The sequence below is a fragment of the Candidatus Jidaibacter acanthamoeba genome, from assembly GCF_000815465.1.
GTDB classification, from domain to species: Bacteria; Pseudomonadota; Alphaproteobacteria; order Rickettsiales; family Midichloriaceae; genus Jidaibacter; species Jidaibacter acanthamoebae.
Genome location: NZ_JSWE01000180.1, coordinates 30,172 through 52,296, shown reverse-complemented (window position 1 = coordinate 52,296; position 22,125 = coordinate 30,172). Strand labels below are relative to the sequence as shown.

The following is a 22,125-nucleotide window of genomic DNA, read 5'->3' as shown; positions in this document are numbered from 1 at the left end:
ATCGTACCTATGTTAACGTGCGGCTTATTCCTTTCATACTTCTGTTTGGCCATCTTTTTATAACTCCTTTCTCAATATCAAACTAAGCTGACTTAGCAATTATTTCAGTTGCAACGTGTTGCGGCACATGTTCATAGTGTGCAAATTGCATAGTATATTGTGCTCTACCTTGAGTCATAGATCTTAAGGTATTAACATATCCGAACATAGTAGCAAGAGGCACTTCAGCATTAATAACTTGTGCGTTCCCCCTAGCATCCATACCCAATATCCTGCCGCGGATACTATTTAAATGCCCTATTACATCACCCATAAATTCATCCGGAGTAATGACTTCTACTTTCATCACCGGCTCAAGTATAACAGGACTTGCTTTTGCCGCCCCTTCTCTAAATGCTGCTTTTGCTGCAATTTCAAATGCAAGCGCACTTGAATCAACATCATGGTAAGCACCGTCAAGAAGAGTTGCTTTAAAATCTATAACCGGATATCCGGCAAGTATCCCGCTTTGCCTAATTTGGTCGATACCTTTTTGAACCGCAGGTATATATTCTCTCGGCACGTTTCCGCCGACAACCTTACTTTCAAACACAAAGTTCTCACCCGGCTGTAATGGTTCAAATAAGATTTTAACCTTAGCAAATTGACCGGCACCGCCTGACTGCTTTTTATGAGTATAATCTATCTCGTAAGCTTTATTGATAGTTTCTCTATATGCAACTTGCGGAGCACCTACGTTTGCTTCAACTTTAAACTCACGCTTCATTCTATCAACAATGATTTCCAAGTGAAGTTCACCCATTCCGGCGAGAACGGTTTGACCCGATTCATGATCGACTTTCATTCTAAGTGAAGGATCTTCAGCTGCTAAACGTGATAACGCTACCCCCATCTTCTCTTGGTCAGCTTGAGTTTTCGGCTCAACCGCAACTTCAATAACCGGCTCGGGGAATTCCATTCTTTCTAAAACAATAGCACTACCTTCTTCAGTCAAGGTATCTCCAGTTGTTGTATTTTTAAGCCCCGCAAGCGCAACAATATCACCTGCTTGAGCTTCTTTAATATCTTCACGATCATTAGCATGCATCAACAGCATCCTACCAACCCTTTCTTTACTATCTTTAACTGTATTAATTACACTGGTACCGGCCTTTAAAACGCCGGAATATATACGGATAAATGTAAGCGTACCGACATACGGATCGTTCATAATCTTAAATGCGAGGGCTGCAAACTTACCTTTAGTATCAGCTGCAATTTTTATTTCTTCACCAGTATTATCATTAATAGCACTAACGGGAGGAATATCAATCGGACTCGGAAGGTAATCAACAACTGCATCAAGCAGTGGCTGTACACCTTTATTTTTAAACGCACTACCGCAAAGAACGGGCACAAACTTACCGGTTACCGTACCTTTCCTTAAACATTTCTTAATTGTATCAACGGAAATTTCCTCTCCGCCCAGGTAAGCTTCCATAGCCGCATCATCCATCTCTACCGCAGCCTCAACAAGCTTAACACGATATTCTTCAGCTTGCTCTTTTAGATCAGCTGGAATTTCGGTATAATTATATTTAGCACCCAAAGACTCATCTTCCCAGATAATCGCCCTCATTTTAACCAAATCAATTACACCGGCAAATACATCCTCCGCACCGATAGGAAGCTGAACAACTACAGGAGAAGCCCCTAGCCTGTCAACCATCATATCAACACAACGATAAAAATTTGCACCGGTTCTATCCATTTTGTTAACAAAACACATACGCGGGACACTATATTTATCCGCCTGACGCCATACCGTTTCAGATTGAGGCTCAACTCCGGCTACGCCGTCAAATACTGCTACCGCCCCGTCAAGAACCCTCAAAGATCTCTCTACTTCAATAGTAAAATCTACGTGACCGGGTGTATCAATAATATTAATTCTATATTTGGTTTTATCTTGCTCATCATCTTTTTGCCAAAAACAAGTAGTAGCCGCTGAAGTGATTGTAATACCTCTTTCCTGCTCCTGCTCCATCCAATCCATCGTAGCCGCACCCTCGTGCACCTCGCCAATTTTATGCGACTTACCGGTATAATATAACACTCTCTCAGTAGTAGTGGTTTTTCCGGCGTCAATATGAGCCATTATCCCAATATTTCTGTAATTCTTAATTTCAGTATTCGAACTCATATACTCCGCCCCTTCCTAATTACCATCTATAATGAGCAAACGCCCTGTTTGCTTCAGCCATTCTATGCGTATCTTCTCTCTTTTTATAAGCAGCACCGCGCTGGTTTATCGCATCCAGAAGCTCGGCTGCAAGTCTTGTAGCCATCGTTCTTTCGCTTTTTCTCTGCCTTGCAGCATTGATGATCCATCTCATTGCTAAAGCTGACTGCCTATTCTTTCTTACTTCGACAGGAACTTGGTAAGTTGCACCCCCAACCCTTCTAGACCTAACTTCAAGTAAAGGCTTTACATTTTCCAACCCTTTCTCGAAAGCTTCCGCAGGCTCAAGACTTAACTTTCCCGCTATCGACTCCACCGCTTCATAAAATATTTTTTCTGCTACAGATCTTTTACCATCACACATCATGTTGTTTATAAATTTAGTAATAACAACACTACCATATTTTGCATCCGGATTTACTACTCTTTGCTCTGCTGTTCTTCTACGCGACATATTTTCCTCTAACTATTTTGGTCTCTTCGCACCATATTTTGACCTAGCTTGCTTACGATTCTTAACACCTTGAGTATCAAGAACTCCACGAAGCGTATGATATCTAACACCTGGTAAATCTTTAACCCTTCCACCACGAATCAATATTACCGAGTGCTCTTGAAGGTTATGCCCCTCTCCCGGAATATAGCTAGTAACTTCAAAACCATTTGTTAGTCTTACCCTGCACACTTTTCTAAGCGCTGAGTTTGGTTTTTTAGGAGTAGTTGTATACACCCTTGTACACACACCTCTCCTTTGCGGACATCTCTCTAAAGCAGGAACCTTTGTTTTAACTGACTTATCAGCCCTTGGTTTCCTAATCAATTGGTTTATTGTTGGCATCTTACATCATCTCCATGCACAATATAATCTGATTATACTACTTAAATATATAAGTTAGTTGACGGATAATATTTATAACCATGCTTAGAGTCAAGACTTTTTTGAATGTTTACAAATTATTTAACAACTATTCCAACCTAAAGTGAGTTATTGCAATTTTAGTATAATGTTTATAATCTCTTATAAGATATTATTACTTATAGAGAATCTTATGGATGATTGCTGCACGATTACAATTTCACAACAAAAAGGCGGTAGCGGCAAAACTACTATAGCAGCACATCTTGCAGTAAGCTTAAGCCAAATGAATAAAAGGGTTGCGGCGATTGATATCGACCCGCAGGGAAGCTTAAGCCGCTGGCATGGCATTAGACAAGAAAGATACGGCAACGGGTTTACAGGTATTAATCTTATCTCCAAAGCCGGGTGGAAAGTTCAAAATGAAATTTTTTCTCTTAAAACGAAATACGATTATATTATAATAGATAGCCCTCCTCACAATGAAACAGATGCAAAAACAGCAATACGCACTTCAGACTTAGTTATTATACCTATGCAACCAAGCCCGACCGATTTATGGGCAACGGATAACACCACTTCGTTTTGTAAGCAGAATAATATTCCTTATCAAATATTATTAAATCGTGTTCCACCCAATTCTAAGATTTTACCGACTTTAACTAAAAATTTAGAAAATATTCTAAAAACCACCATTGGAAATAGAGTGGCATTCTCCTCCTCATTTTTAGACGGCAAATGTATTACGGAAACCCAACCGAACTCACCGGCTGCTAAAGAGATTAAGGAATTGGTAAATGAAATCATTACAGCCATTAAAATAATAAAATCAGGTCAAGTTGCGGTATAATCAATTCTTTAAACATATTTATTCTTTTGGTAATTAAAGAACAAAATTCTAAAACTTGATTATAAACAAATATTATTTATAATTATTTAATTCACACATCTTTTCTAAAGCCTGAATTTGTAATAGGCTATTAAATAGAAATTTATGTATAAAGTTTTAAGCAATTATAGTTGTGCTTAAAAATTTTAATAGAAATTCAAGGGGCATTGGAAGCACATGAGAATAAAAGTGACAAAACCTATTGTATTAGTCGGCATAATGGGAAGCGGCAAAAGTACTATCGGTAAAAAGTTAGCTAAAAAGCTACATATGCAATTTTACGATAGTGATCAAGTAATTGAAGAACGCGAAGGATTAAAAATAGTTGATATTTATGATTATCGCGGCGAAGAATACTTTAAAAAACAGGAAGAAAGTATAATAAAGGAAGTATTGAGGTACGGAACTATCATTCTTTCTACCGGAGGAGGAAGCTTCGCCAATGAAGAAGTAAGAAATTTAATTAAAGAGAAGGCAATTTCTATTTGGCTTTATTCAGATATCGATACCATCTACGAAAGAATTTCGCGAAGGAATACTAGACCCGGATTAAATGGCGAGAATAAACTGGAAGTGCTTGAAAGCCTTATTGAACAACAATACCCTCTTCTTGAGCAAGCAGATATTAAAATAAATAGCGGAAACGCAGATGCGCATTATATAGTAGATAATATTTTAGTAAAACTTAAAGAGTTTTGTTAAGTTATAAAAGTTATAAAATTTTTAAAATATAATTATTGCTATTTCTTTGACCTTAAAAATTGTTAAGCTACATTATTTTTTCAACTTAACAATTTTTTAAGGTATTAAAAGAAGTAAATGGTTATAAAGTATAAGTCTAAATTTTTTATATATAAATTAATTATCTTCCTACTTATAAGCTTAAGTATCAGCTTCTATTCTAATTTTAAATCCTAAACCTTTTATTATAGCTCCAATAATATCCAGCTTTGGATTTGCAGTGGGACATAATGCTTTATGTAAGCTTTGCCTATTAAGTTTAGTTTTCTCGGATAATTCTGCTATTCCTCCCTGCACCACGGCTACTTCCCTCAAAGCGCGCAGAAAAATTGCCTTATCCCTATCTTCAATAAATTCCTCAAGTGCAGTCTCTAGATGCTGCTGTGCTTCCTTTTCCAACATGAGCCTTTCCAATAAAAGCTCATCATATTCGCGATAATAACTATAACCTTTCCTTTTAGTGTGCTCAGCCATATATTCCTTAGCTTGCTCAATAATACTTTCTTTGCTGGATAACTCTCCGCCGTAAAGTAGTAAAATAGTATCATTTTCTAAATTGGTATAATAAATATAATACCCTTCTCCATAATTTATTTTAAGCTCGAATAGCCCGTTACCCAAATCTTTAAGATCTTTACACTTTTTAAATTTTACCCGATCCAATTTTCTTAAAATTTTAATTCTAGCTTTTATATCTTCGAGGCCTTCCAACCAATCAGTAATGAACTCTTTCTCATCTTTACCATAGATCTTAATAGTTCTTATACTTACTTTATCCATATACAAACCTCCAAATACACTAACCAAACTTTAGGTTGAACAAGTGAAATAGTCAATAGTAATAAAATTAAGCAATCTTTTTTCTTTATTTTTAAAATACTTAAGAGTTATTTGCATTAATTTACTAATAATAAATCTTTAATAACGGCAACTAATGGCTCTTCCGGATTAAAATATTTATTTGTTATTATTTAACTATAAAAAAATTAAGTAAAATATGTAAAGTTTGTAACCCAAGCATAACTCTAATATCATAGTATTAAAGCAACAATAAAAGCAGTTATATAAATTTAATAAATAAAAAAGGTGATATATAAAAAACATACCACCTATACCGGCAGCCTTTAAACCATAAAGATTTTAGTAATTAACAAAAATTGCCGGCAGCATTAATAATAATCATCTTTCACTGATAGATTATTAAAATATAATCCTAATATATGATTGATGAGCCGTGAATAATAGATCTTTTGCTGTTTCAATTTCTTCAGTTCTAAGTAGCCCTAATCCTTGGCTTCCAACAAAGCCTAAAGTTTGGCCAACTTTTTTCTCTCCTAAATATATATTTGTTTTAGGCTCCAATTGCTCCCCGTCAATAACCTCAATTCTATATATGTTCTTTCTTACTACTCCCCTATAATGAGTCCTAGCTGTCACTTCCTGCCCGACATAGCAGCCTTTTTTATAATCAATTGCATTTAATTCGTCTAAATGTAACTCCAAAGGGAAATAAGTACCTGACTCAAGATCACTAACCATGTCCGGGATTAGTAGCTCCATTCTTTTTAAGTCATACTTTCTAATATCCAGAGGAGCACCGATAAGCGAAATAGAAGGATCAATTATTGCTCTAAAACCTAATTCTGCATTCCTTGGATCGGGTAAAAAAAGATTATTAAGCTTAGAAAAACTCGCAAAAATTTTATGATCAGTTAGCCGATCTATACTAATATCCGACCGCAATTTATAAACATTAAATTTTTTTACAATTTCTTCAACAAAAGGTTTCGGGCAATCAAGCAAATAGCTATTATCTCTTTCAATTATAAAAAAATCATATAGAAGCTTACCTTGCGGTGTTAGCATCAAAGCATAAATATAAGAATCAAGGTTAATCTTACCGATATCATTGGAAATAATACCTTGTAAAAACTTTCCCCTGTCAGTACCTGAAATAGCAATTACTTCTCTATTCTCTAATAAAAAATATTCCATTAATTGCTGCCTCAATCTCAAATAAATCTATTTATAACAAAATCCCGACTAATATTAAATTTATTTATTTAATATTTTAGTAAATCGGGAATCTTTCACATAAACTTTTAACTCGGATACTTGTTTTTTGCTCTATATCAGAATTATCTTCAAGGTTGCTTTTTAGCCCGTCAAGCACGTCTGCAATCAGATTACCTATCTCTTTAAATTCAATTTTACCAAATCCTCTGGTAGTGCCTGCAGGGGTACCTAGCCTTATTCCGGAAGTAATGGTAGGCTTTTCAGTATCAAAAGGGATTGAGTTTTTATTGCAGGTAAGATGTGCTCGTTCCAAACTAGCATCTGCCGCTTTACCGGTAAGTTTTTGCGGTCTCAAATCAACTAATAACAGGTGGCAATCAGTACCCCCGGTAAAAATAGAATATTCTCTTTCAACTAATATTTCTGCAAGTGTTTTTGCATTATCTATAACGTTTTGCATATAATTCTTATACTCAGGTTTTAATGCTTCCCCGAAAGCCACTGCTTTCGCAGCAATTACATGCATAAGAGGCCCTCCTTGAATTCCGGGAAAAACAGCCGAATTAATTTTTTTAGCGATTTCTTCATAATTAGTTAAGATTAGCCCGCCTCTAGGTCCTCTTAAAGTTTTATGGGTTGTGGTGGTTACAATATGGGCAAATTCTGCCGGATTTGTATAGAGACCTGCTGCTACTTGACCGGCAAAATGCGCCATATCGACTAATAAGTATGCATTTACTTTATCCGCAATCTCTCGACATTTTTTAAAATCAATAAACCTCGGATAAGCGGAGCAACCGGCAATAATTAATTTGGGTTTATGCTCCTTTGCCAGGTCTAACATCTCGTCATAATCTATGTAGCCCGTCTCTTTCACTACACCATAAAAATAAGATTCAAACCATTTTCCGGAAATATTTACTTTTGATCCATGCGTCAAATGCCCCCCGGAATCTAAGGATAGCCCTAATATTTTATCTTTTGGTTCCAATAGTGCACAAAACACTGCCTGGTTAGCTTGAGAACCTGAATGCGGTTGCACATTTGCAAACTCTACATCGAATAATTTTTTAGCTCTTTCAATAGCTAACTTTTCAATCTCATCAACAAATTCACAGCCGCCATAGTAACGTCTTCCCGGATAGCCTTCGGCATATTTATTTGTAAGTATTGAACCTTGCGCCTCTAATACTGCTCGGCTAACAATATTTTCCGAAGCAATAAGTTCAATTGAATCTTGTTGCCTTTTAAGCTCTTTATTAATAAATGAAGCAATCTCAGGATCGCAACTCTCTAATGGTTGTTTGAAAAAATTATTAAGAAAATTAGGGGATAAATCTTTAGGCATATCAGCCTCACTAAATTATTTTTTGTGAGTTTAATAATATTTCTTTAAAAGACAATCAAAGATCTGTTAGTTTTTGTACTCTTTCTTTATGCCTGCCCTGTAAAAATTCTGTAGAAAGAAAAACATCTACCATTTCAAGTGCGTCTTTTTCCTGTAAGAACCTAGCTCCAAGCACCAAAACATTAGCATCGTTGTGCTCACGAGCAAGTTTTACATATGAAGCATTATGGCATAGTGCCGCTCTAATTTTCGGATGTCGATTGGCAGCAATCGACATACCTATTCCGCTTCCACAAATTAATATTCCGATTCCCCCCTCACAGGCGGCAACATTATCACTCAACTTTTCGGCAAAGTCAGGGTAATCTACGGATTGATTACTATTAGTACCCAAATCAATTACCTTATATATTTTATCACGAAGATGTTCAGCTATCTTCTCTTTTAAGCTAAACCCTGCGTGATCTGAACCCAAATATATTTTTTGCATAACAATCATCCTATAACTTCTTCTTGATAAACTCCCCAAAGATTAATTTTTTTAATCCAGCCTGTATATTCTTCAATTTTAATTTTACACCATTCTCTATCACATTTCTTAATATTTCCAATTACCCCAAACTCAACTTTTACAATAGGATGTGAGTTCTCATCCGGATACCTAAGTAGAACCATTTCTTGTTGCTTTAACTTATATTTATCCAAATTTAATTCAAATTTATTTCCTATAATGACCACATTTCTGCGACCGGTAATTAAATTCTCGTTAATCCAACCTTCTGTTCCATCAATATCTTTTAGTTTTCTCCAATTTTCAAACTCCGCCACCACTTCCATCGGATACCCTTTTTTCAAATATGTCCATTTGATGGCATTCTTTATCCCTGCACCGTTTCTTAAATTAGATTTATTTGACTTCAAAACCACAAAACGCGGCAGCGGTAAACCGGTCTCCTTTCCGACCTCTCTTGCCAACGCATTCAGGGGCAGCAAACCGGCTAATAAGCAAATAATTAAAAGTCTTTTCATTTCTTACTGTAACGTTCTTTAATTTTAGCTGCTATTTCCTCTGATACGAAACCCTTAAGGTTGCCTCCCAGTCTTGCTATCTCATTTACAAAGCTTGATGAAATAAAATGGCCGTTTTCGGTAGCAGGTAAGAAAACGGTTTCAATATCAGGCGATAATTTATGGTTTATATAGGACATTTGAAACTCATACTCAAAATCAGCCAAGGCTCTTAGCCCGCGAACTATAATCCTTGCTCCCTCAGTCTTAATAAAATCAACTAGTAAACCTTTAAATGCTTTAGCCTTGACATTCTCAAGTTTCAGCCTCTTTAGCTCATAATTCAACATATCCACCCTTTCTTCAAATGAGAAATGAGTAATTTTTTTGCTATCCTGTGCAACGGCGACTATTACACCTTCAAAAACTTTGGCTGACCTTGTAATAATATCCAAATGTCCTAAAGTTACAGGGTCAAATGTTCCCGGATAAATAGCAATTTTGTTATTGTCCATTCTCTTATGGTTTAATTTATCTATATATTTGAATATACGGGGTTTTTATCATCTTTACAAGGCAGGCAATACATGTTGCAGTGCTATATTATATAATAAGTTTCCTCTTTTATGAAGATTATAAAAACAGGCAAGCTCAGAAGCAGGCAAAAAAATTAATTAATCATGGTAATTATTCATGGTAATTATTCGTGAATTTTCATTTTCACCGATTTCTATTAATATATCTATTTTATTGCTTGGTAATATATTTTCTATAATTTCCGGCCATTCAATAATTGCCAGCTCATTAAAAGCATCGTCGATACCAAGTTCATATACTTCTTCCGCCGTTTTCAATCTATATAAGTCAAAATGCCAAATTTTAAACCTTGGGGCGTTATATAAGTGTACTAAATTAAAAGTAGGGCTGGTAATTTCTAAATTATGATTTTTGGTAATATGCCTTATTAAACTTCTTGATAGAGTAGTTTTTCCGGCTCCCAAATCACCCCTTAAACAAACCACCATTCCAGCTTCCAATTTTTGAGCAATATTTGCAGCAAATTTATCCAGCTCTACTAAACTATTTATTATAATCTGCATTATTTTTTCGTATTTTTTTCAATTATACTATCTATAGTTTCTCCCTTCTCCTTTTTATTAAATACTGAAGATAGGAAGTTCATTATAGAATTTGATTTCTTTTCATTACCGATATTCTCAACTTTTTTCCATATAGTTCCATGATTTTTTTCTACATTCTTCTTCATAAAATCTTTCCAGATCTCAGCAGGCAGTCCTCCGCCCATCACTCTCTTCATAGAGGTATTATCATCATTACCTACCCATACGCCAACCGTCAGATAATCGGTAAATCCGATAAAGCATGCGTCTCGATAATCTTGCGTAGTACCGGTTTTACCAAATACTTCAGCTCCTGCTATATGAGCTTTTTTACCGGTTCCGTTTTGAATTACTTTGGCAAGCATATGTTTAATTTGCTGATTAGCTGAGTCTGATATAACTTTTTTATAGGAATTGTTTTTATTTAAATATAAAACTTTTCCGCTTCTATCGGTAATCTTTAGTACTGCATAAGGTCTAATGTTATATCCTCCGTTTGCTACTATCGAATATGAACCAGACAAATCAAGCAAAGAAGTTACTTCCGAGCCCAAAGCTATACTCGGTAGGTTTTTCATCTTATCTTTTATACCAAGCTTACCTGCTGTATTTATAACTTTTTCTCTTCCCAAGCTTTCCGATAATTTTACCGCAACCGTGTTAATAGATTTAGCAAAAGCTTCTTCTAAAATAACTTCTCCTAAATATTGGCGGCTAAAATTTCTCGGGGACCATTTGTTTATTTTAATTGGTGAGTCAATTACTATGCTTTCTTTACTATACCCGTTTTCTAAAGCCGTAAGGTAAACAAAAAGTTTAAATGCCGAACCGGGTTGTCTTTTAGCACTTGTAGCTCGGTTGAACTGGCTCTTGTTATATGAGACTCCGCCAACCAAGGCAACAATCTCCCCTCGCCTATTTATGGCTACTGCCGCCGCTTCGGAAGCATTGGATTTGCTTTTAGCATTTTTCATATTCTCTAATATCGCTTCTTCCAGTCTTTTTTGTAAATTTAAATCTAAAGTTGTATAAATTTTTACATCCTGATTATTAGCAGTAAGATAGAGAGGTAACTGTTCAATCACATAATCGGAGAAATAAGGATTTTGCAAAGCGCCTCTGGCATTACCCCGCTCCATAATTAAGGGAGGAATAGCTTTCTTTATATCTGTATGAGTAATATAATTTTCTTCTTCCATAGCGGATAACACTTGCTTTGCACGTTTTATTGATAGCTCATGGTTATTAGCAGGCGCGTATTTGCTCGGCGCTTTAAGCATACCGGCCAATATCGCAGCTTCATACAAACTGACTTTTTCTATATATTTCCCGAAATAAAATTTTGCTGCCGCATCAACCCCAAAGTTTCCTTTGCCTAGATAAACTCTATTTAAGTAAAGTCGCATTATCTCCTTTTTGCTATATTTTTTTTCCAGCTTGATTGCAATCAATGCTTCCTGGATTTTGCGCTTAAAAGTTTTTTCAGGAGTTAGAAAAGCAATTTTCGCTAACTGTTGGGTAATAGTGCTTCCTCCTTGAACAACTTTTCCGGCTTTTTTATTTCTATATATTGCACGTATTATTCCCCAAACATCTACACCTTGATGCTCAAAAAACCTTCTGTCTTCAATTGCTACCACAGCTTGGATCAATGTTTTTGGGATTTGCTCGAATTTTAAATCCCTTCCCTGCAAATCTCCATAGTTAGCCAAAATCCGGCCGTTTCTGTCCAATACGGTAAAACTCGGTTGTTTTTTAAATTCATAAACTTGCGCTATATTAGGTAAATCCGAAGAATAGTAGGCAATTATTAAAAGAATCAAGGAAACACATATTAAGGAAATAACAAAGCCTACTTTAAAAAAAAGAATTATTACTCTTTTTTTAAAGCTTTTTTTACTACTCGCCTTCTTTTTATACGGCTTTTTCTTTTTGGTCATTTTTATTGGGAATCTATGCTACTTTTTTATGTGTTCTTTTATACTTATTAATCCTGTCCTCGATTTCACCTCTAAAATGTCTGATCAATCCTTGAATCGGCCACGCTGCCGCATCTCCGAGAGCGCAAATCGTATGACCTTCTATCTGCTTGGTTAAATCAAATAATTTATCTATTTCTTCAATATCAGCTTCACCCTTAACAAACCTTTTCATAATTCTATAAAGCCATCCGGTTCCTTCGCGACAAGGCGTACATTGCCCGCATGATTCATGCATATAAAATTTCGACAACCTGGCAATTGCCGCGATTATATCGGTTGATTTATCCATTACGATTACGGCTGCAGTCCCAAGCCCGCTATTTACCGCTCTCAAACTATCAAAATCCATTAACACTTCATCACAAATACTCTTTGGCAGCAGCGGAACCGAAGACCCGCCGGGAATAACTGCAAGCAGGTTATCCCATCCGCCTCTTACTCCACCGGCATGCTTCTCTATAAGCTCTTTAAGCGGTATTGACATAGCTTCTTCAACATTACACGGCTTATTTATATGGCCTGAAATACAAAATACTTTAGTACCTGCATTATTAGGCTTCCCTATCGAAGTAAACCATGAAGCACCTCTTCTCATAATTGTTGGAACTACAGCAATGGTTTCAACATTATTTACCGTGCTCGGACACCCGTATAAACCGACCGCTGCCGGGAATGAAGGAGGCTTAAGCCTCGGCATCCCCTTTCTTCCTTCTAAGCTATTAAGTAATGCAGTTTCCTCACCGCATATATAAGCTCCTGCTCCTCTATGTAAAATAACCTCGAAGTCATACCCTATACCGCAAGCATTTTTGCCGATTAACCCGGCTTCATATGCCTCATCTATGGCTTGTTGCAAAACGACCGCTTCATTATAATACTCACCGCGGATATAGATAAATGCAGCTTTAGCTCTAATTGCAAAACCTGATATTAAACAACCCTCAATCAACTTATGAGGTTCATTACGTATAATATCCCTATCCTTGCAGGTTCCCGGCTCACTTTCATCAGCATTAACTACAAGATAAGACGGCCTGCCGTCCGGAGTAGACTTAGGCATAAAAGACCATTTTACTCCTGTGGAAAAACCTGCACCCCCTCTTCCTCTGAGCCCTGAGAGTTTAACTTCATCAATAATTTGCTCCGGCGTACTCTGTAAAATTTTCTTGGTATTATCCCAATCGCCTCTTTTTTTAGCTTCTTTTAAAGTAAAAGAGGACTCTCCGTAAAGGTTGGTAAATATGCGATCTTTTTCGTGTAACATTTGTAAATGTATGATTTTATAACCTAATACTTTTTGTACACCAATTAAACTATTATATCAATCTGATTGAGGCGCAGCTTCTTTATTTTCAACTTTTAAATCTTTCATTGCTTCTTCAAGTTCAAAAAATGTCGGCTGATAAACCCCCGGTACGTTACCTCTACCGATCTCTACCGAAATTTGGGGGGCATTCCCCTTTAGATGCGCAATAATTGTATCTCTGATAATAAATAAAAATTGCAAATCCTGCATATGAATTGCCTTAGCTTTATTCGACATAGGGCCGACAATACAATAAGCTAAAAATACTCCTAAGAATGTCCCGACCAATGCGCTACCGATCATCATACCGAGTACAGAAGGCGGCTGATCAATAGAAGCCATAGTTTTTATAACCCCAAGAACCGCAGCTACGATCCCGATCGCCGGCAACCCGTCTGACATGGTTTGCAATGCATCGGAACCGGCCGTAACTTCATGAGCATATTTATCCAATTGCCTTTGCATATTATCTTCAATTTGGTAGGGATCTTCAAGACTCATGGTAACTATCCTTAAAGTATCACATATAAAACTGATAACAAACTGATCAGCTAGTATTTTTGGAAATTGGCTAAATATAGAGCTTTCACTAGGCTTTTCAATATGCTCTTCAATTACTAATATTCCTTTAGTTTTAATTGTTTTTGTAATTAAAAAGAGTAAACATAAAAGATCCTGGTAATCTTTCTTAGACCATTTCGTTCCTTTAAAACACTTAACAACATCGGATAAACATTTTTTTAAAGTGCTGGTTTTATTACCTACAATTGTTGCACCGACTGCGGCACCGCCGATTACTAACATCTCAAACGGTAATGCCTCAAGAATAACTCCTATACTACCGCCATGCAGAGCATATCCGCCGAATACCGCTCCGAGTATGATTATTATTCCTACTATTAAAAGCATTTTTTTCTCCCCCCAAACACATTTACTATTTAAAAATGTTGCTTTGCTCGTTTTTTCATTTAAAAATATATTCTTATTTAAGACTTTACTAAACAAGCATAGTTGTCAAGAGTGTAGTCATGATTATCGCATATATAAATATTAACAACACATTGAATAAAGTAGAATTAGAACCGGGCAACACTATACCTGTAGGTTGTGTTTGGCTTGATCTTTTAGAACCTACTATTGAAGAAGAAAAATTTATTGAAAAATCATTAAATATTGATGCTCCGACTCGTGAGGAGATGAATAAATTTGAGGTAATGAGTCCTTTTTATAAAGAGGGAGATGCTTATTATATGACCGTTACCGCTCTTCATAAAGCTGAATCCGAATATCCCGATGCTACGGCTATCACATTTATTATAACTCCGAATTATTTAGTTACTCTAAGATATCATAGACCACGACCATTTAATAACTTTGCCGCACGCGCAATGAGGCAACCTGAAATTTGTTCTTCTCCTGAAATTGTTCTTGAAGGATTAATTGATTCATTAATTGATAGAATAGCAGATGCGCTTGAAAAATCCGGAAATGAGCTTGATAGTATTTTAAAAAGTATTTTTGAAAAGAAAGTGGTAAAGGGTAATAATCAAATCAAAGATAATTCTAAATTTTATTATAACAATGTTATAAAGAAAGTCGGGCGTACCGGTAACGTAATTTCTAAGAATCGTGAAAGCTTACTTAGTATTAACCGTATGCTTATTTTTTATAGTCAAATTGATACTTTAAAGAACCCGAGCCGGAAAGAAACGCGTGCTAAGTTTAAAACTATTACCAGAGAGGTTATATCCCTAACCGAGTATGCTAATTTCCTTTCGCAAAGAATAAGCTTTTTACTGGATGCTACACTCGGAATGCTAAGCGTTGAACAAAACTCGATAATTAAAGTATTTACGGTTGCGGCTGCCGTATTTATGCCGCCAACCTTAATTGCAAGTATTTATGGTATGAATTTTCATAATATGCCTGAATTGGATTGGACCTACGGTTACCCGATAGCAATTTTATTTATAATCATTTCTGCTATTGCCCCTTATTATTATTTTAAAAAGAAAGGTTGGTTATAGTTTAAAAAGCAACTATTCACATGATTTTTTATAACTCATTAATAAACCTCTGTAGGTTAGGATCAGATTATGCATAGGGGATTTCACTAAACTCAAACCATTTGAACTCCACTAAACTCATCTTGAATTTAATTCTTCTAAACCACCCACGCTTGACAATTTCTTTGGTAGTCTTCATTGATTTCAAAATGCCCTCCGGGCAGAAGCCGAAGTTGTGCTTTACTTATGATTAATAAGATAAAGTTTAGAATTTTTCTCATCAAATAAAACAAAATAAGAAACAAGATGCTTTTTAGGTATATCAGGTTCTAAGGTTCTAAGCTTTGAAATATTAGCACTCCGTTTTTAATTCGCGTGAAGGTACTCTCAATATGAGTTTGCCTAAGTGTATCTGGTGGGATGATATTTGAAATGACATTATATATCTGATCAGTTATTGTTTGTTTATTTATAACAGTACTTGTCATTTTCACTTTAGAAAAATAATTTTCCAATAACTACAATTTTTTAAAATCTTTAACTTTTTTGAAAAAAGGTCGGAAGTTTGAAATAAATGTTGCGACCTCTAGTTGTCTCATTTAAACTGCAATCGAAAACTATCCTACATTTTATATTCACGCAAAAATTCATAAATGAATATTTTTATTACGACTATAGGTGTCTTGCTCACATTAAATAAAAATATACAATATTAGCTATCACAAAAATCTTATCTATATTCTTTTAATAAAAAACCTCCTAAAGTTTGCCTTTAAGAGGTTTTAAAATTGACTTGTTATATAGCTTTAGTAAAAAGCTTTATATAAGAGTGTAAGCTTAACTTGCGACTTGAATAGTAGAAGCTTGCAAACTTGCTTTTCCTTCTTGCTCAGTCCTTGCAATACTAAGAGCAATTTTAGCTTTTACTTCTGCATGAAGATTTAAGGTAACCTCATAAACTCCGATTTCTTTAAACTTAGAAGTAATTACCACACTATCCGGCGAAATCACAATTTCCGATACAACTTTTACTGCATTAACTATGTCTCTGGCAGTAACAGAACCATATAGCCTTCCGTCTTCCGCAGCTTGCCTAACAATAACTACCCCAACCCCGACAAGCTTTTGAGATAATTCTTCAGCAGCTTCCTGTTTCTTTAAGTTCTCTGCTTCAATAGTTGCTCTTTGTTGTTCAACGTAGGCAATATTATCTTTTGTAGCTCTGATTGCTTTTTTGCGTGGAAGGAGATAATTTCTGCCGAAACCGTCAGCAACGTTTACTATTTCCCCTATTTTCCCAAGCTTATCTACTGATTCAATTAAAATAACTTGCATGTTTTATCTCTGAACTTAAATGGTTGTGAATGGTAATAATGCGATATTTCTTGCTCTTTTAATCGCATTCTTTAATTCTCTTTGCTTTTTAGCAGAAACTGAAGAAATCCTACTTGGTAAAATCCTACCCTTTTCTGAAATAAATTTTTTAAGCAATTGAATGTTTTTGTAATCAATTTCTGGTGCATCTTTACCGCTTAATGGGCAACGCGAACCTTTTTTACTATATTGCTTTCTATTAAAAAGCACTGAATTTGAAATAATATTATTTTCAGACATACAAACCTTTTTTATTTAAATTTATACTTCGGCCGCTTCACCAAAGCTACCGATATCAGAAGGAGCTTGCATCATAGGCGTCGGTGCATCATCAATTTTATCAACTTTAATATTAGAGAACATTATAACATTTTCATCAATTTTATAATTTCGTTCTAATTCCTTAATTACATCCGAAGAAGCTGACAACCCAAGATAAACGTAATGACCCTTTTTATTTTTTTTCACAATGTATGCAAGCTGCCTTACTCTCCAATATTCTTTCTTTATAAGAGTAGCGCCTAAGTTTGTAGCAATATCAATAAACTTGCCAGCAATTTTGTGAACATCAGCCTCGGAAATATCCTGCCTTAATATAAAAATTGAATCGTAAAACGCCATTTTTGTCATTTTTATCTCGTACTCCTTGAGCAAATATGCTTTTTATAAATAATTCTTAGAAGGTGCATATTAAGAGAAATATTTATTTTTGCAAGCTTTTATTAATGCTTATAATAAAAGAAAGAATCATTGCTAACAACAAATATTTACAAATCAATTACCATACCGTCGTATGCAGGAATTATATGCTTGGGTAATATTCGCTTCAGTTCATCATATTCCATGGTGTGCGCCATATGCGTCAGAACGGTAAGCTTCGGCTTTACTCTTGCTACCCAATTCAATATAAGCTCCAGATAAGCATGTGAAGGCATCCAATAATAACGCATACAATCTAAAATCCACACCTCTGTACCTTCCAATAACTTATAACTCAATTCAGGTATCTTGTTAAGATCAGTAGAATATGTGAGATTCCCGAATTTAAAACCTAAGGAATGTATACCACCATGAATTTGAGGGAAGCTTTGCACCCTTATATCTCCAACCATAAAATTTTCGTCTGTTTTTATAATAACCGAGGTTAAACGAGGAGGATAAAGCGGGCTGAACTGTTTAAATATATAAGGGAATCTCTGCATTAAAAAAGCATGCGTCCTTTCATCCATATATGCGGGAATAGGCTTTTTATCTTTACTTAATAATTTTATATCATCAATTCCTGCAACATGATCGGCGTGATCATGAGTGTATAAAACAGCATCAACATACTTTATTTTGTTATTTAGCGCTTGTTGCCTTAAATCAGTAGAAGTATCTACTAAGATTTTTGCATTGTCCGATTCCACTAATATTGATACACGCGTTCGGTGATTTTTAGGATTTTCTGATTTGCAGACCACGCATTCACATCCGATTTCAGGCACTCCATTTGAACCACCACATCCTAAAATCGTACACTTCATATCTCACCTCAGCTTCAATTTAATTTCGCCTTGTTAAACAGCTTGAAAAAATTTTGTGTAGTCTCTTGGCAGAAATGCTCAAAATTTTCCCCCCTTAAATCAGCTAAAAATTCTGCTGTATGCTTAACAAAGCTAGGCTCGTTTCTTTTACCCCTTAGAGGTGTCGGCGCGAGATAAGGTGCATCGGTTTCAATTAAAAGCTTCTCCAGCGGAATCTTTTTAAACAATGAATGCAAATCGTGTGCATTTTTAAAAGTGACAATTCCTGAAGCAGAAATATAAAATCCTAGTTCTAAACTTTCCATGGCAAGCTTCTCTGAGGAAGTAAAGCAATGTAAAACTGCACTAAAATCTTTTTGCTTTTTGTATTCTCTTAAAATATTTATAGTATCCGAATCAGCATTTCTAGTATGTATAATAAGAGGTAAGCCGGTTTCTTGTGCTGCTATTATATGCTCAACAAATGATTCATGCTGCAAAACTTTATGCTCGGTATCATAATAGTAATCAAGGCCGGTTTCGCCGATTCCGATTACTTTGTTGTTATTGCATATAGCTGCAATTTCCTTTGCTTTATAAATCCTGGTATCCTTAATATTCAAAGGATGAGTACCGACCGAGCAAAAAATAGGAAAGTCATTTTTGGTTAATTTATGAATTCTTTCCCATTCATCAAGGTTTGTACAAATAGTCTGCATTGCAATAACACCTGCTAATTTTGCGCGTTTAATCACATCTTCGAAATCAGCTTTAAATTCATCAAAATCCAGGTGGCAATGTGTATCAATAAGCATTTATATTTTTTATGAGATTAAATGTATATTATCATTTATCCTCTTTTTTAGCTTAGGTGCAACTTTAAATTTCACAACTTTTCTAGCCGGAATGGTTGCCTCTTCCATAGTTTTAGGATTACGCCCTAATCTTTCTTTCTTAGATTTAGAAATAAAAGATCCGAAAAGCCTGATTTTAATTTCATAGTCTTCACAAATTCTGGAGATCAAAAAATTAATCAGCTGATCAACCATCTCAGAAGATTTAGTTATATTAATTCCGCTTTCCCTTTTTATAGCCCTGGCTAAAAATTCTCTGGTTATAGTGCTTTTATTTAAACATGAGATCATCTTATTTACTTTCAATAATTAATGTTATATTGAAGTAATTTTACGAACAAAATGCTGATAAATCAATTATTTATAAGTTAAAGTTTTATTAAATAAAAACTAAGATCAAAAGAATACAAAGGCTGCCTAAAACCCGACAAACCTAGCATATAAGCAGCAAAAGGAATATTTTCATCTTAACTAACTTAAAATATAAGAGGTATATATAACTAAAAATATGATCATTGTTGACTTTTCAATATAACTTAATATTGTTATACGGCTATAGATACTCTCGGTACCGGTATTGAAAGAATTAGAGGACAAAATCAAGCAAATAAAACAAAAAGAGGATAGCTCAAATAATCCTGAGAGATTTGATTATTCAAGATTACTGGTTGACCTTTTTTCGGGCTTGATTGTTGGAGCATCGCTAGGATATTTTATTGATAAATCCTTAGGAACTTTGCCTCTAACATTATTTTTATTTACTATATTAGGTACTGCCGGCGGCTTCTATAATTTTTATAAGCATTTAAAAAAATTTGAAATTAATAAAAAATAATTGAGAAAATAATGCATAGCCCATTAGAACAGTTTAAAATTCAAGAACTATTTCACTTAGAACTCTTTGGAATAGACATATCATTTAATAACTCAGCCCTTTTAATGTTAATCACCCTAATAACTTGCGTGCTCTTTTTAAGCTTAAGCATAAGAAAGAAAGCGCTCATTCCCGGCCGCTTACAAACTTCGGCAGAAATGCTATATGAGCTCGTTGACGGCATTATAGAAGGCACTACCGGCTCAGAAGGCAAAAAATATATGCCGATTATTTTTACTACTTTTATATTTGTACTCTTCTGTAATTTACTAGGGATGATTCCTTATAGCTTTACAATTACCAGTCACATTATCGTAACCTTTGCAATAGCTGCCGGCATATTCATAGCTATAACTATCTTAGGCTTTGTAAGACATGGGTTCCATTATTTTTCATTATTTCTACCTGAAGGAACCCCTTCTTTACTTGCCCCGCTTATGATATTAATTGAACTTTTCTCCTACCTTTCAAGGCCTGTTAGCTTAGCCGTAAGGCTTGCAGCAAATATGACCGCCGGACACATTGTAATGAAGCTCCTTGCCTCATTTACCATTATGGGTGGGCTTACTTTAGGAATTTTTCCATTTGCGTTCTTGACAATAATGCAAGGATTTGAAATATTCGTCGCTGTACTACAGGCATATATTTTTACAATTTTAAGCTGCGTGTACTTAAACGATGCCATTAACTTACATTAATAAATTTTTAGGAGTAAACCATGGAGACTGAAGGAATTAATATCGGATTAAAATATATAGGGGTTGGCTTATCAGCTTTGGGAATGTTAGGCGCGGCGCTTGGTGTTGGTAATATCTTCGTGGGCTTGTTAAACGGAATATCCAGAAATCCTTCCGTAGAGTCAAAACTTACCAGAAGTGCATTTATCGGAGCTGCTTTATCTGAAGCTATGGGACTATTTGCATTCTTGATCGCATTAATGCTGCTTTTTGTAGTATAAAAATACTCTTCAATAAAAAGATAGTTTATTTATTGCTAAAGCAGTAATTATTTTGTATAATTTGGTTTTTGGAAAATTTTATGCCTCAGCTTGATATAAGTTCATTTTCATTACAATTATTTTGGCTGGCTACAATCTTTCCATTGCTTTACTTGTTTATCGCTAAGTTTTTCTTACCGACAATAAGTGAAGTAGTGAAAAATAGAGCATTAAGAGTGAAGATAGATTTAGTTGAGGCTGAAAAAATGATTACAAATCATAAGGCTTTAAAATCTGAAATTGCCGTTACGTTAAGTGAGGCTAGAACTAAGGCTTTAAACTTAAAAGCCGACGTAGTTTTAGAAGCTAAAAAAGCGAGCGATAAGGAAATCAAAGAATTTGAAACAGCCCTTGCCGAAAAAACAGCTGAAGACCTTAATAAGTTAGAAGTTATAAAGCTTCAGTTAAAAAGTGAGTTGCCGTCTGTAGTAAAAGATCTAAGTGAAGAAATTTTTAAAACTGTTTTAGATGAGTTTCATAATAGCTCACAAAAAGTAAATTAAGGTAGATAGTATGTTCAATGAAGGTTTTTGGGTTTTAGCATCTTTTATAATATTTATTGGCGCCATATTTAAGCCGGTAAAGGCAATTGTTTTAAAAACTTTAGATGAAAGAACGGATAAAATTATACATGATTTGAATGAAGCTGCTAAAATTAAAGAAAATGCTTTAAGTATGCTTCAAGCGATCAAAATTGAGCATGATAATATCAAACAAAATGCCAAAGATATTCTTGATAAAGCTCACCTTGAAGCTAAATCCATATTAGAAGAATCAAAAAAGCAAGCTGAGAAAATTACCCGGAAACGCTTAGAGCTTACTATGCAACGAATTTCCCAACAAGAACAGCAAATCATCAGAGATATTAAAACCGAAGCAGTCGATTCTGCTCTTGCGATTGTACAACAAATGCTGATTGAAGATTTAGATAAAAACATTAAATTAGATTTAATTGATGATAGTATAAAATCTCTAAAGAAATTTGTTCATTAAATTATATATATAACTAATATAACTATTTATAAAA

Annotated in this window: 28 protein-coding genes; 8 read left to right on the top strand and 20 right to left on the bottom strand. The window is 34.9% G+C overall.

Annotation, left to right across the window (positions count from 1 at the left end; translation table 11 throughout):
* Positions 1-82: 82 nt before the first annotated feature.
* The 3 genes from fusA to rpsL are packed head-to-tail and all read right to left on the bottom strand — an operon-like array spanning position 83 to position 3,059.
* Positions 83-2,182, bottom strand: a complete 2,100-nt coding sequence (fusA, locus tag NF27_RS08460; protein WP_039458258.1) for an elongation factor G — start codon at positions 2,180-2,182, stop codon at positions 83-85.
* 19 nt (positions 2,183-2,201) lie between these two features.
* Positions 2,202-2,675: a 30S ribosomal protein S7 gene (gene rpsG / locus NF27_RS08455; RefSeq protein ID WP_038540065.1), complete on the bottom strand. Its 474-nt coding sequence runs from the start codon at positions 2,673-2,675 to the stop codon at positions 2,202-2,204.
* A gap of 12 nt (positions 2,676-2,687) precedes the next feature.
* Entirely contained in the window at positions 2,688-3,059 is a 372-nt protein-coding gene (rpsL, locus tag NF27_RS08450; RefSeq protein ID WP_039458254.1) for a 30S ribosomal protein S12, read from the bottom strand.
* A gap of 211 nt (positions 3,060-3,270) precedes the next feature.
* Between rpsL and parA the strand changes: the two genes are divergently transcribed.
* Both parA and NF27_RS08440 read left to right on the top strand, forming a co-directional pair.
* Positions 3,271-3,927, top strand: a complete 657-nt coding sequence (gene parA / locus NF27_RS08445; RefSeq protein ID WP_039458306.1) for a ParA family partition ATPase — start codon at positions 3,271-3,273, stop codon at positions 3,925-3,927.
* A gap of 216 nt (positions 3,928-4,143) precedes the next feature.
* Complete coding sequence (locus NF27_RS08440; RefSeq protein ID WP_039458251.1) at positions 4,144-4,668, top strand: shikimate kinase; 525 nt, start codon at positions 4,144-4,146, stop codon at positions 4,666-4,668.
* 180 nt (positions 4,669-4,848) lie between these two features.
* Here NF27_RS08440 and NF27_RS11380 read toward each other — a convergent pair whose 3' ends face one another.
* The 10 genes from NF27_RS11380 to motA all read right to left on the bottom strand — a co-directional run bounded on the left by NF27_RS11380 (position 4,849) and on the right by motA (position 14,397).
* The gene (locus tag NF27_RS11380; protein ID WP_053332714.1) at positions 4,849-5,487 is read right to left on the bottom strand and encodes a type II toxin-antitoxin system RelE/ParE family toxin; all 639 of its coding nucleotides are present in this window, start codon (positions 5,485-5,487) and stop codon (positions 4,849-4,851) included.
* 420 nt (positions 5,488-5,907) lie between these two features.
* Positions 5,908-6,702: a CAF17-like 4Fe-4S cluster assembly/insertion protein YgfZ gene (gene ygfZ / locus NF27_RS08430; RefSeq protein ID WP_039458247.1), complete on the bottom strand. Its 795-nt coding sequence runs from the start codon at positions 6,700-6,702 to the stop codon at positions 5,908-5,910.
* 76 nt (positions 6,703-6,778) lie between these two features.
* A complete protein-coding gene (gene glyA / locus NF27_RS08425; RefSeq protein ID WP_039458243.1) occupies positions 6,779-8,071 on the bottom strand; it encodes a serine hydroxymethyltransferase in 1,293 nt (430 codons plus the stop codon).
* A 55-nt stretch (positions 8,072-8,126) separates the two neighbouring features.
* Positions 8,127-8,561 carry a ribose 5-phosphate isomerase B gene (rpiB, locus tag NF27_RS08420; RefSeq protein ID WP_239647838.1) on the bottom strand — a complete coding sequence of 145 codons (435 nt, stop codon included), beginning with the start codon at positions 8,559-8,561 and terminating at the stop codon, positions 8,127-8,129.
* A 5-nt stretch (positions 8,562-8,566) separates the two neighbouring features.
* Entirely contained in the window at positions 8,567-9,100 is a 534-nt protein-coding gene (locus NF27_RS08415; protein ID WP_053332713.1) for an SH3 domain-containing protein, read from the bottom strand.
* Entirely contained in the window at positions 9,097-9,594 is a 498-nt protein-coding gene (gene coaD, locus NF27_RS08410; RefSeq protein WP_039458241.1) for a pantetheine-phosphate adenylyltransferase, read from the bottom strand. The genes NF27_RS08415 and coaD overlap by 4 nt, the downstream gene beginning before the upstream one ends.
* Before the next feature lie 159 nt (positions 9,595-9,753).
* Positions 9,754-10,179, bottom strand: a complete 426-nt coding sequence (tsaE, locus tag NF27_RS08405; protein ID WP_039458238.1) for a tRNA (adenosine(37)-N6)-threonylcarbamoyltransferase complex ATPase subunit type 1 TsaE — start codon at positions 10,177-10,179, stop codon at positions 9,754-9,756.
* Positions 10,179-12,140 (bottom strand): transglycosylase domain-containing protein, encoded by a 1,962-nt coding sequence (locus NF27_RS08400; RefSeq protein ID WP_053332712.1) that lies wholly within the window; start codon positions 12,138-12,140, stop codon positions 10,179-10,181. The genes tsaE and NF27_RS08400 overlap by 1 nt, the downstream gene beginning before the upstream one ends.
* 13 nt (positions 12,141-12,153) lie before the next feature.
* Positions 12,154-13,446 (bottom strand): NADH-quinone oxidoreductase subunit NuoF, encoded by a 1,293-nt coding sequence (gene nuoF / locus NF27_RS08395; protein ID WP_039458234.1) that lies wholly within the window; start codon positions 13,444-13,446, stop codon positions 12,154-12,156.
* 57 nt (positions 13,447-13,503) lie between these two features.
* Entirely contained in the window at positions 13,504-14,397 is an 894-nt protein-coding gene (gene motA / locus NF27_RS08390) for a flagellar motor stator protein MotA (protein ID WP_039458291.1), read from the bottom strand.
* Positions 14,398-14,516: 119 nt separating this feature from the next.
* Between motA and NF27_RS08385 the strand changes: the two genes are divergently transcribed.
* The gene (locus tag NF27_RS08385) at positions 14,517-15,515 is read left to right on the top strand and encodes a magnesium transporter CorA family protein (RefSeq protein WP_038540089.1); all 999 of its coding nucleotides are present in this window, start codon (positions 14,517-14,519) and stop codon (positions 15,513-15,515) included.
* Between the two features lie 308 nt (positions 15,516-15,823).
* Here the strand turns inward: NF27_RS08385 and NF27_RS12590 are convergent, their stop codons facing one another.
* The 7 genes from NF27_RS12590 to NF27_RS08355 all read right to left on the bottom strand — a co-directional run bounded on the left by NF27_RS12590 (position 15,824) and on the right by NF27_RS08355 (position 19,518).
* A complete protein-coding gene (locus NF27_RS12590; protein ID WP_161791844.1) occupies positions 15,824-15,982 on the bottom strand; it encodes a hypothetical protein in 159 nt (52 codons plus the stop codon).
* Between the two features lie 349 nt (positions 15,983-16,331).
* Positions 16,332-16,829, bottom strand: a complete 498-nt coding sequence (rplI, locus tag NF27_RS08380; protein ID WP_038540092.1) for a 50S ribosomal protein L9 — start codon at positions 16,827-16,829, stop codon at positions 16,332-16,334.
* A gap of 15 nt (positions 16,830-16,844) precedes the next feature.
* Entirely contained in the window at positions 16,845-17,108 is a 264-nt protein-coding gene (gene rpsR / locus NF27_RS08375) for a 30S ribosomal protein S18 (protein ID WP_052646504.1), read from the bottom strand.
* A 21-nt stretch (positions 17,109-17,129) separates the two neighbouring features.
* A complete protein-coding gene (rpsF, locus tag NF27_RS08370; RefSeq protein ID WP_052646505.1) occupies positions 17,130-17,498 on the bottom strand; it encodes a 30S ribosomal protein S6 in 369 nt (122 codons plus the stop codon).
* A gap of 137 nt (positions 17,499-17,635) precedes the next feature.
* The gene (locus NF27_RS08365; protein ID WP_039458230.1) at positions 17,636-18,394 is read right to left on the bottom strand and encodes an MBL fold metallo-hydrolase; all 759 of its coding nucleotides are present in this window, start codon (positions 18,392-18,394) and stop codon (positions 17,636-17,638) included.
* A 14-nt stretch (positions 18,395-18,408) separates the two neighbouring features.
* On the bottom strand, positions 18,409-19,188 hold the full coding sequence (locus NF27_RS08360) for a TatD family hydrolase (RefSeq protein WP_039458227.1): 780 nt from the start codon (positions 19,186-19,188) through the stop codon (positions 18,409-18,411).
* A gap of 9 nt (positions 19,189-19,197) precedes the next feature.
* On the bottom strand, positions 19,198-19,518 hold the full coding sequence (locus NF27_RS08355) for an HU family DNA-binding protein (protein WP_038540102.1): 321 nt from the start codon (positions 19,516-19,518) through the stop codon (positions 19,198-19,200).
* Between the two features lie 286 nt (positions 19,519-19,804).
* On the opposite strand from NF27_RS08355, the gene NF27_RS08350 reads away from it, so the two are divergent.
* From NF27_RS08350 to NF27_RS08330, 5 genes are all read left to right on the top strand, one after another.
* Positions 19,805-20,062 carry an AtpZ/AtpI family protein gene (locus NF27_RS08350; protein ID WP_053332711.1) on the top strand — a complete coding sequence of 86 codons (258 nt, stop codon included), beginning with the start codon at positions 19,805-19,807 and terminating at the stop codon, positions 20,060-20,062.
* Between the two features lie 8 nt (positions 20,063-20,070).
* Positions 20,071-20,799 carry a F0F1 ATP synthase subunit A gene (locus NF27_RS08345; RefSeq protein WP_039458224.1) on the top strand — a complete coding sequence of 243 codons (729 nt, stop codon included), beginning with the start codon at positions 20,071-20,073 and terminating at the stop codon, positions 20,797-20,799.
* A gap of 20 nt (positions 20,800-20,819) precedes the next feature.
* The gene (locus NF27_RS08340) at positions 20,820-21,059 is read left to right on the top strand and encodes a F0F1 ATP synthase subunit C (RefSeq protein ID WP_038540108.1); all 240 of its coding nucleotides are present in this window, start codon (positions 20,820-20,822) and stop codon (positions 21,057-21,059) included.
* 80 nt (positions 21,060-21,139) lie between these two features.
* Positions 21,140-21,601 (top strand): F0F1 ATP synthase subunit B family protein, encoded by a 462-nt coding sequence (locus NF27_RS08335; RefSeq protein ID WP_039458219.1) that lies wholly within the window; start codon positions 21,140-21,142, stop codon positions 21,599-21,601.
* A 10-nt stretch (positions 21,602-21,611) separates the two neighbouring features.
* The gene (locus NF27_RS08330; protein WP_039458218.1) at positions 21,612-22,091 is read left to right on the top strand and encodes a F0F1 ATP synthase subunit B family protein; all 480 of its coding nucleotides are present in this window, start codon (positions 21,612-21,614) and stop codon (positions 22,089-22,091) included.
* Positions 22,092-22,125 lie beyond the last annotated feature (34 nt).

Excerpts from the sequence above, each read along its gene's own strand:
- parA (WP_039458306.1), top strand. The coding sequence starts at position 3,271 with ATGGATGATTGCTGCACGATTACAATTTCACAACAAAAAGGCGGTAGC.
- NF27_RS08365 (WP_039458230.1), bottom strand. The coding sequence starts at position 18,394 with ATGAAGTGTACGATTTTAGGATGTGGTGGTTCAAATGGAGTGCCTGAA.
- NF27_RS12590 (WP_161791844.1), bottom strand. The coding sequence starts at position 15,982 with ATGACAAGTACTGTTATAAATAAACAAACAATAACTGATCAGATATAT.
- NF27_RS08385 (WP_038540089.1), top strand. The coding sequence starts at position 14,517 with ATGATTATCGCATATATAAATATTAACAACACATTGAATAAAGTAGAA.
- rpiB (WP_239647838.1), bottom strand. The coding sequence starts at position 8,561 with ATGCAAAAAATATATTTGGGTTCAGATCACGCAGGGTTTAGCTTAAAA.
- NF27_RS08330 (WP_039458218.1), top strand. The coding sequence starts at position 21,612 with ATGTTCAATGAAGGTTTTTGGGTTTTAGCATCTTTTATAATATTTATT.
- NF27_RS08415 (WP_053332713.1), bottom strand. The coding sequence starts at position 9,100 with ATGAAAAGACTTTTAATTATTTGCTTATTAGCCGGTTTGCTGCCCCTG.
- NF27_RS08340 (WP_038540108.1), top strand. The coding sequence starts at position 20,820 with ATGGAGACTGAAGGAATTAATATCGGATTAAAATATATAGGGGTTGGC.
- NF27_RS11380 (WP_053332714.1), bottom strand. The coding sequence starts at position 5,487 with ATGGATAAAGTAAGTATAAGAACTATTAAGATCTATGGTAAAGATGAG.
- NF27_RS08335 (WP_039458219.1), top strand. The coding sequence starts at position 21,140 with ATGCCTCAGCTTGATATAAGTTCATTTTCATTACAATTATTTTGGCTG.
- glyA (WP_039458243.1), bottom strand. The coding sequence starts at position 8,071 with ATGCCTAAAGATTTATCCCCTAATTTTCTTAATAATTTTTTCAAACAA.
- rpsF (WP_052646505.1), bottom strand. The coding sequence starts at position 17,498 with ATGACAAAAATGGCGTTTTACGATTCAATTTTTATATTAAGGCAGGAT.
- tsaE (WP_039458238.1), bottom strand. The coding sequence starts at position 10,179 with ATGCAGATTATAATAAATAGTTTAGTAGAGCTGGATAAATTTGCTGCA.
- fusA (WP_039458258.1), bottom strand. The coding sequence starts at position 2,182 with ATGAGTTCGAATACTGAAATTAAGAATTACAGAAATATTGGGATAATG.
- nuoF (WP_039458234.1), bottom strand. The coding sequence starts at position 13,446 with ATGTTACACGAAAAAGATCGCATATTTACCAACCTTTACGGAGAGTCC.
- coaD (WP_039458241.1), bottom strand. The coding sequence starts at position 9,594 with ATGGACAATAACAAAATTGCTATTTATCCGGGAACATTTGACCCTGTA.
- rpsR (WP_052646504.1), bottom strand. The coding sequence starts at position 17,108 with ATGTCTGAAAATAATATTATTTCAAATTCAGTGCTTTTTAATAGAAAG.
- rplI (WP_038540092.1), bottom strand. The coding sequence starts at position 16,829 with ATGCAAGTTATTTTAATTGAATCAGTAGATAAGCTTGGGAAAATAGGG.
- NF27_RS08440 (WP_039458251.1), top strand. The coding sequence starts at position 4,144 with ATGAGAATAAAAGTGACAAAACCTATTGTATTAGTCGGCATAATGGGA.
- NF27_RS08355 (WP_038540102.1), bottom strand. The coding sequence starts at position 19,518 with ATGATCTCATGTTTAAATAAAAGCACTATAACCAGAGAATTTTTAGCC.
- motA (WP_039458291.1), bottom strand. The coding sequence starts at position 14,397 with ATGCTTTTAATAGTAGGAATAATAATCATACTCGGAGCGGTATTCGGC.
- NF27_RS08400 (WP_053332712.1), bottom strand. The coding sequence starts at position 12,140 with ATGACCAAAAAGAAAAAGCCGTATAAAAAGAAGGCGAGTAGTAAAAAA.
- rpsG (WP_038540065.1), bottom strand. The coding sequence starts at position 2,675 with ATGTCGCGTAGAAGAACAGCAGAGCAAAGAGTAGTAAATCCGGATGCA.
- ygfZ (WP_039458247.1), bottom strand. The coding sequence starts at position 6,702 with ATGGAATATTTTTTATTAGAGAATAGAGAAGTAATTGCTATTTCAGGT.
- NF27_RS08360 (WP_039458227.1), bottom strand. The coding sequence starts at position 19,188 with ATGCTTATTGATACACATTGCCACCTGGATTTTGATGAATTTAAAGCT.
- rpsL (WP_039458254.1), bottom strand. The coding sequence starts at position 3,059 with ATGCCAACAATAAACCAATTGATTAGGAAACCAAGGGCTGATAAGTCA.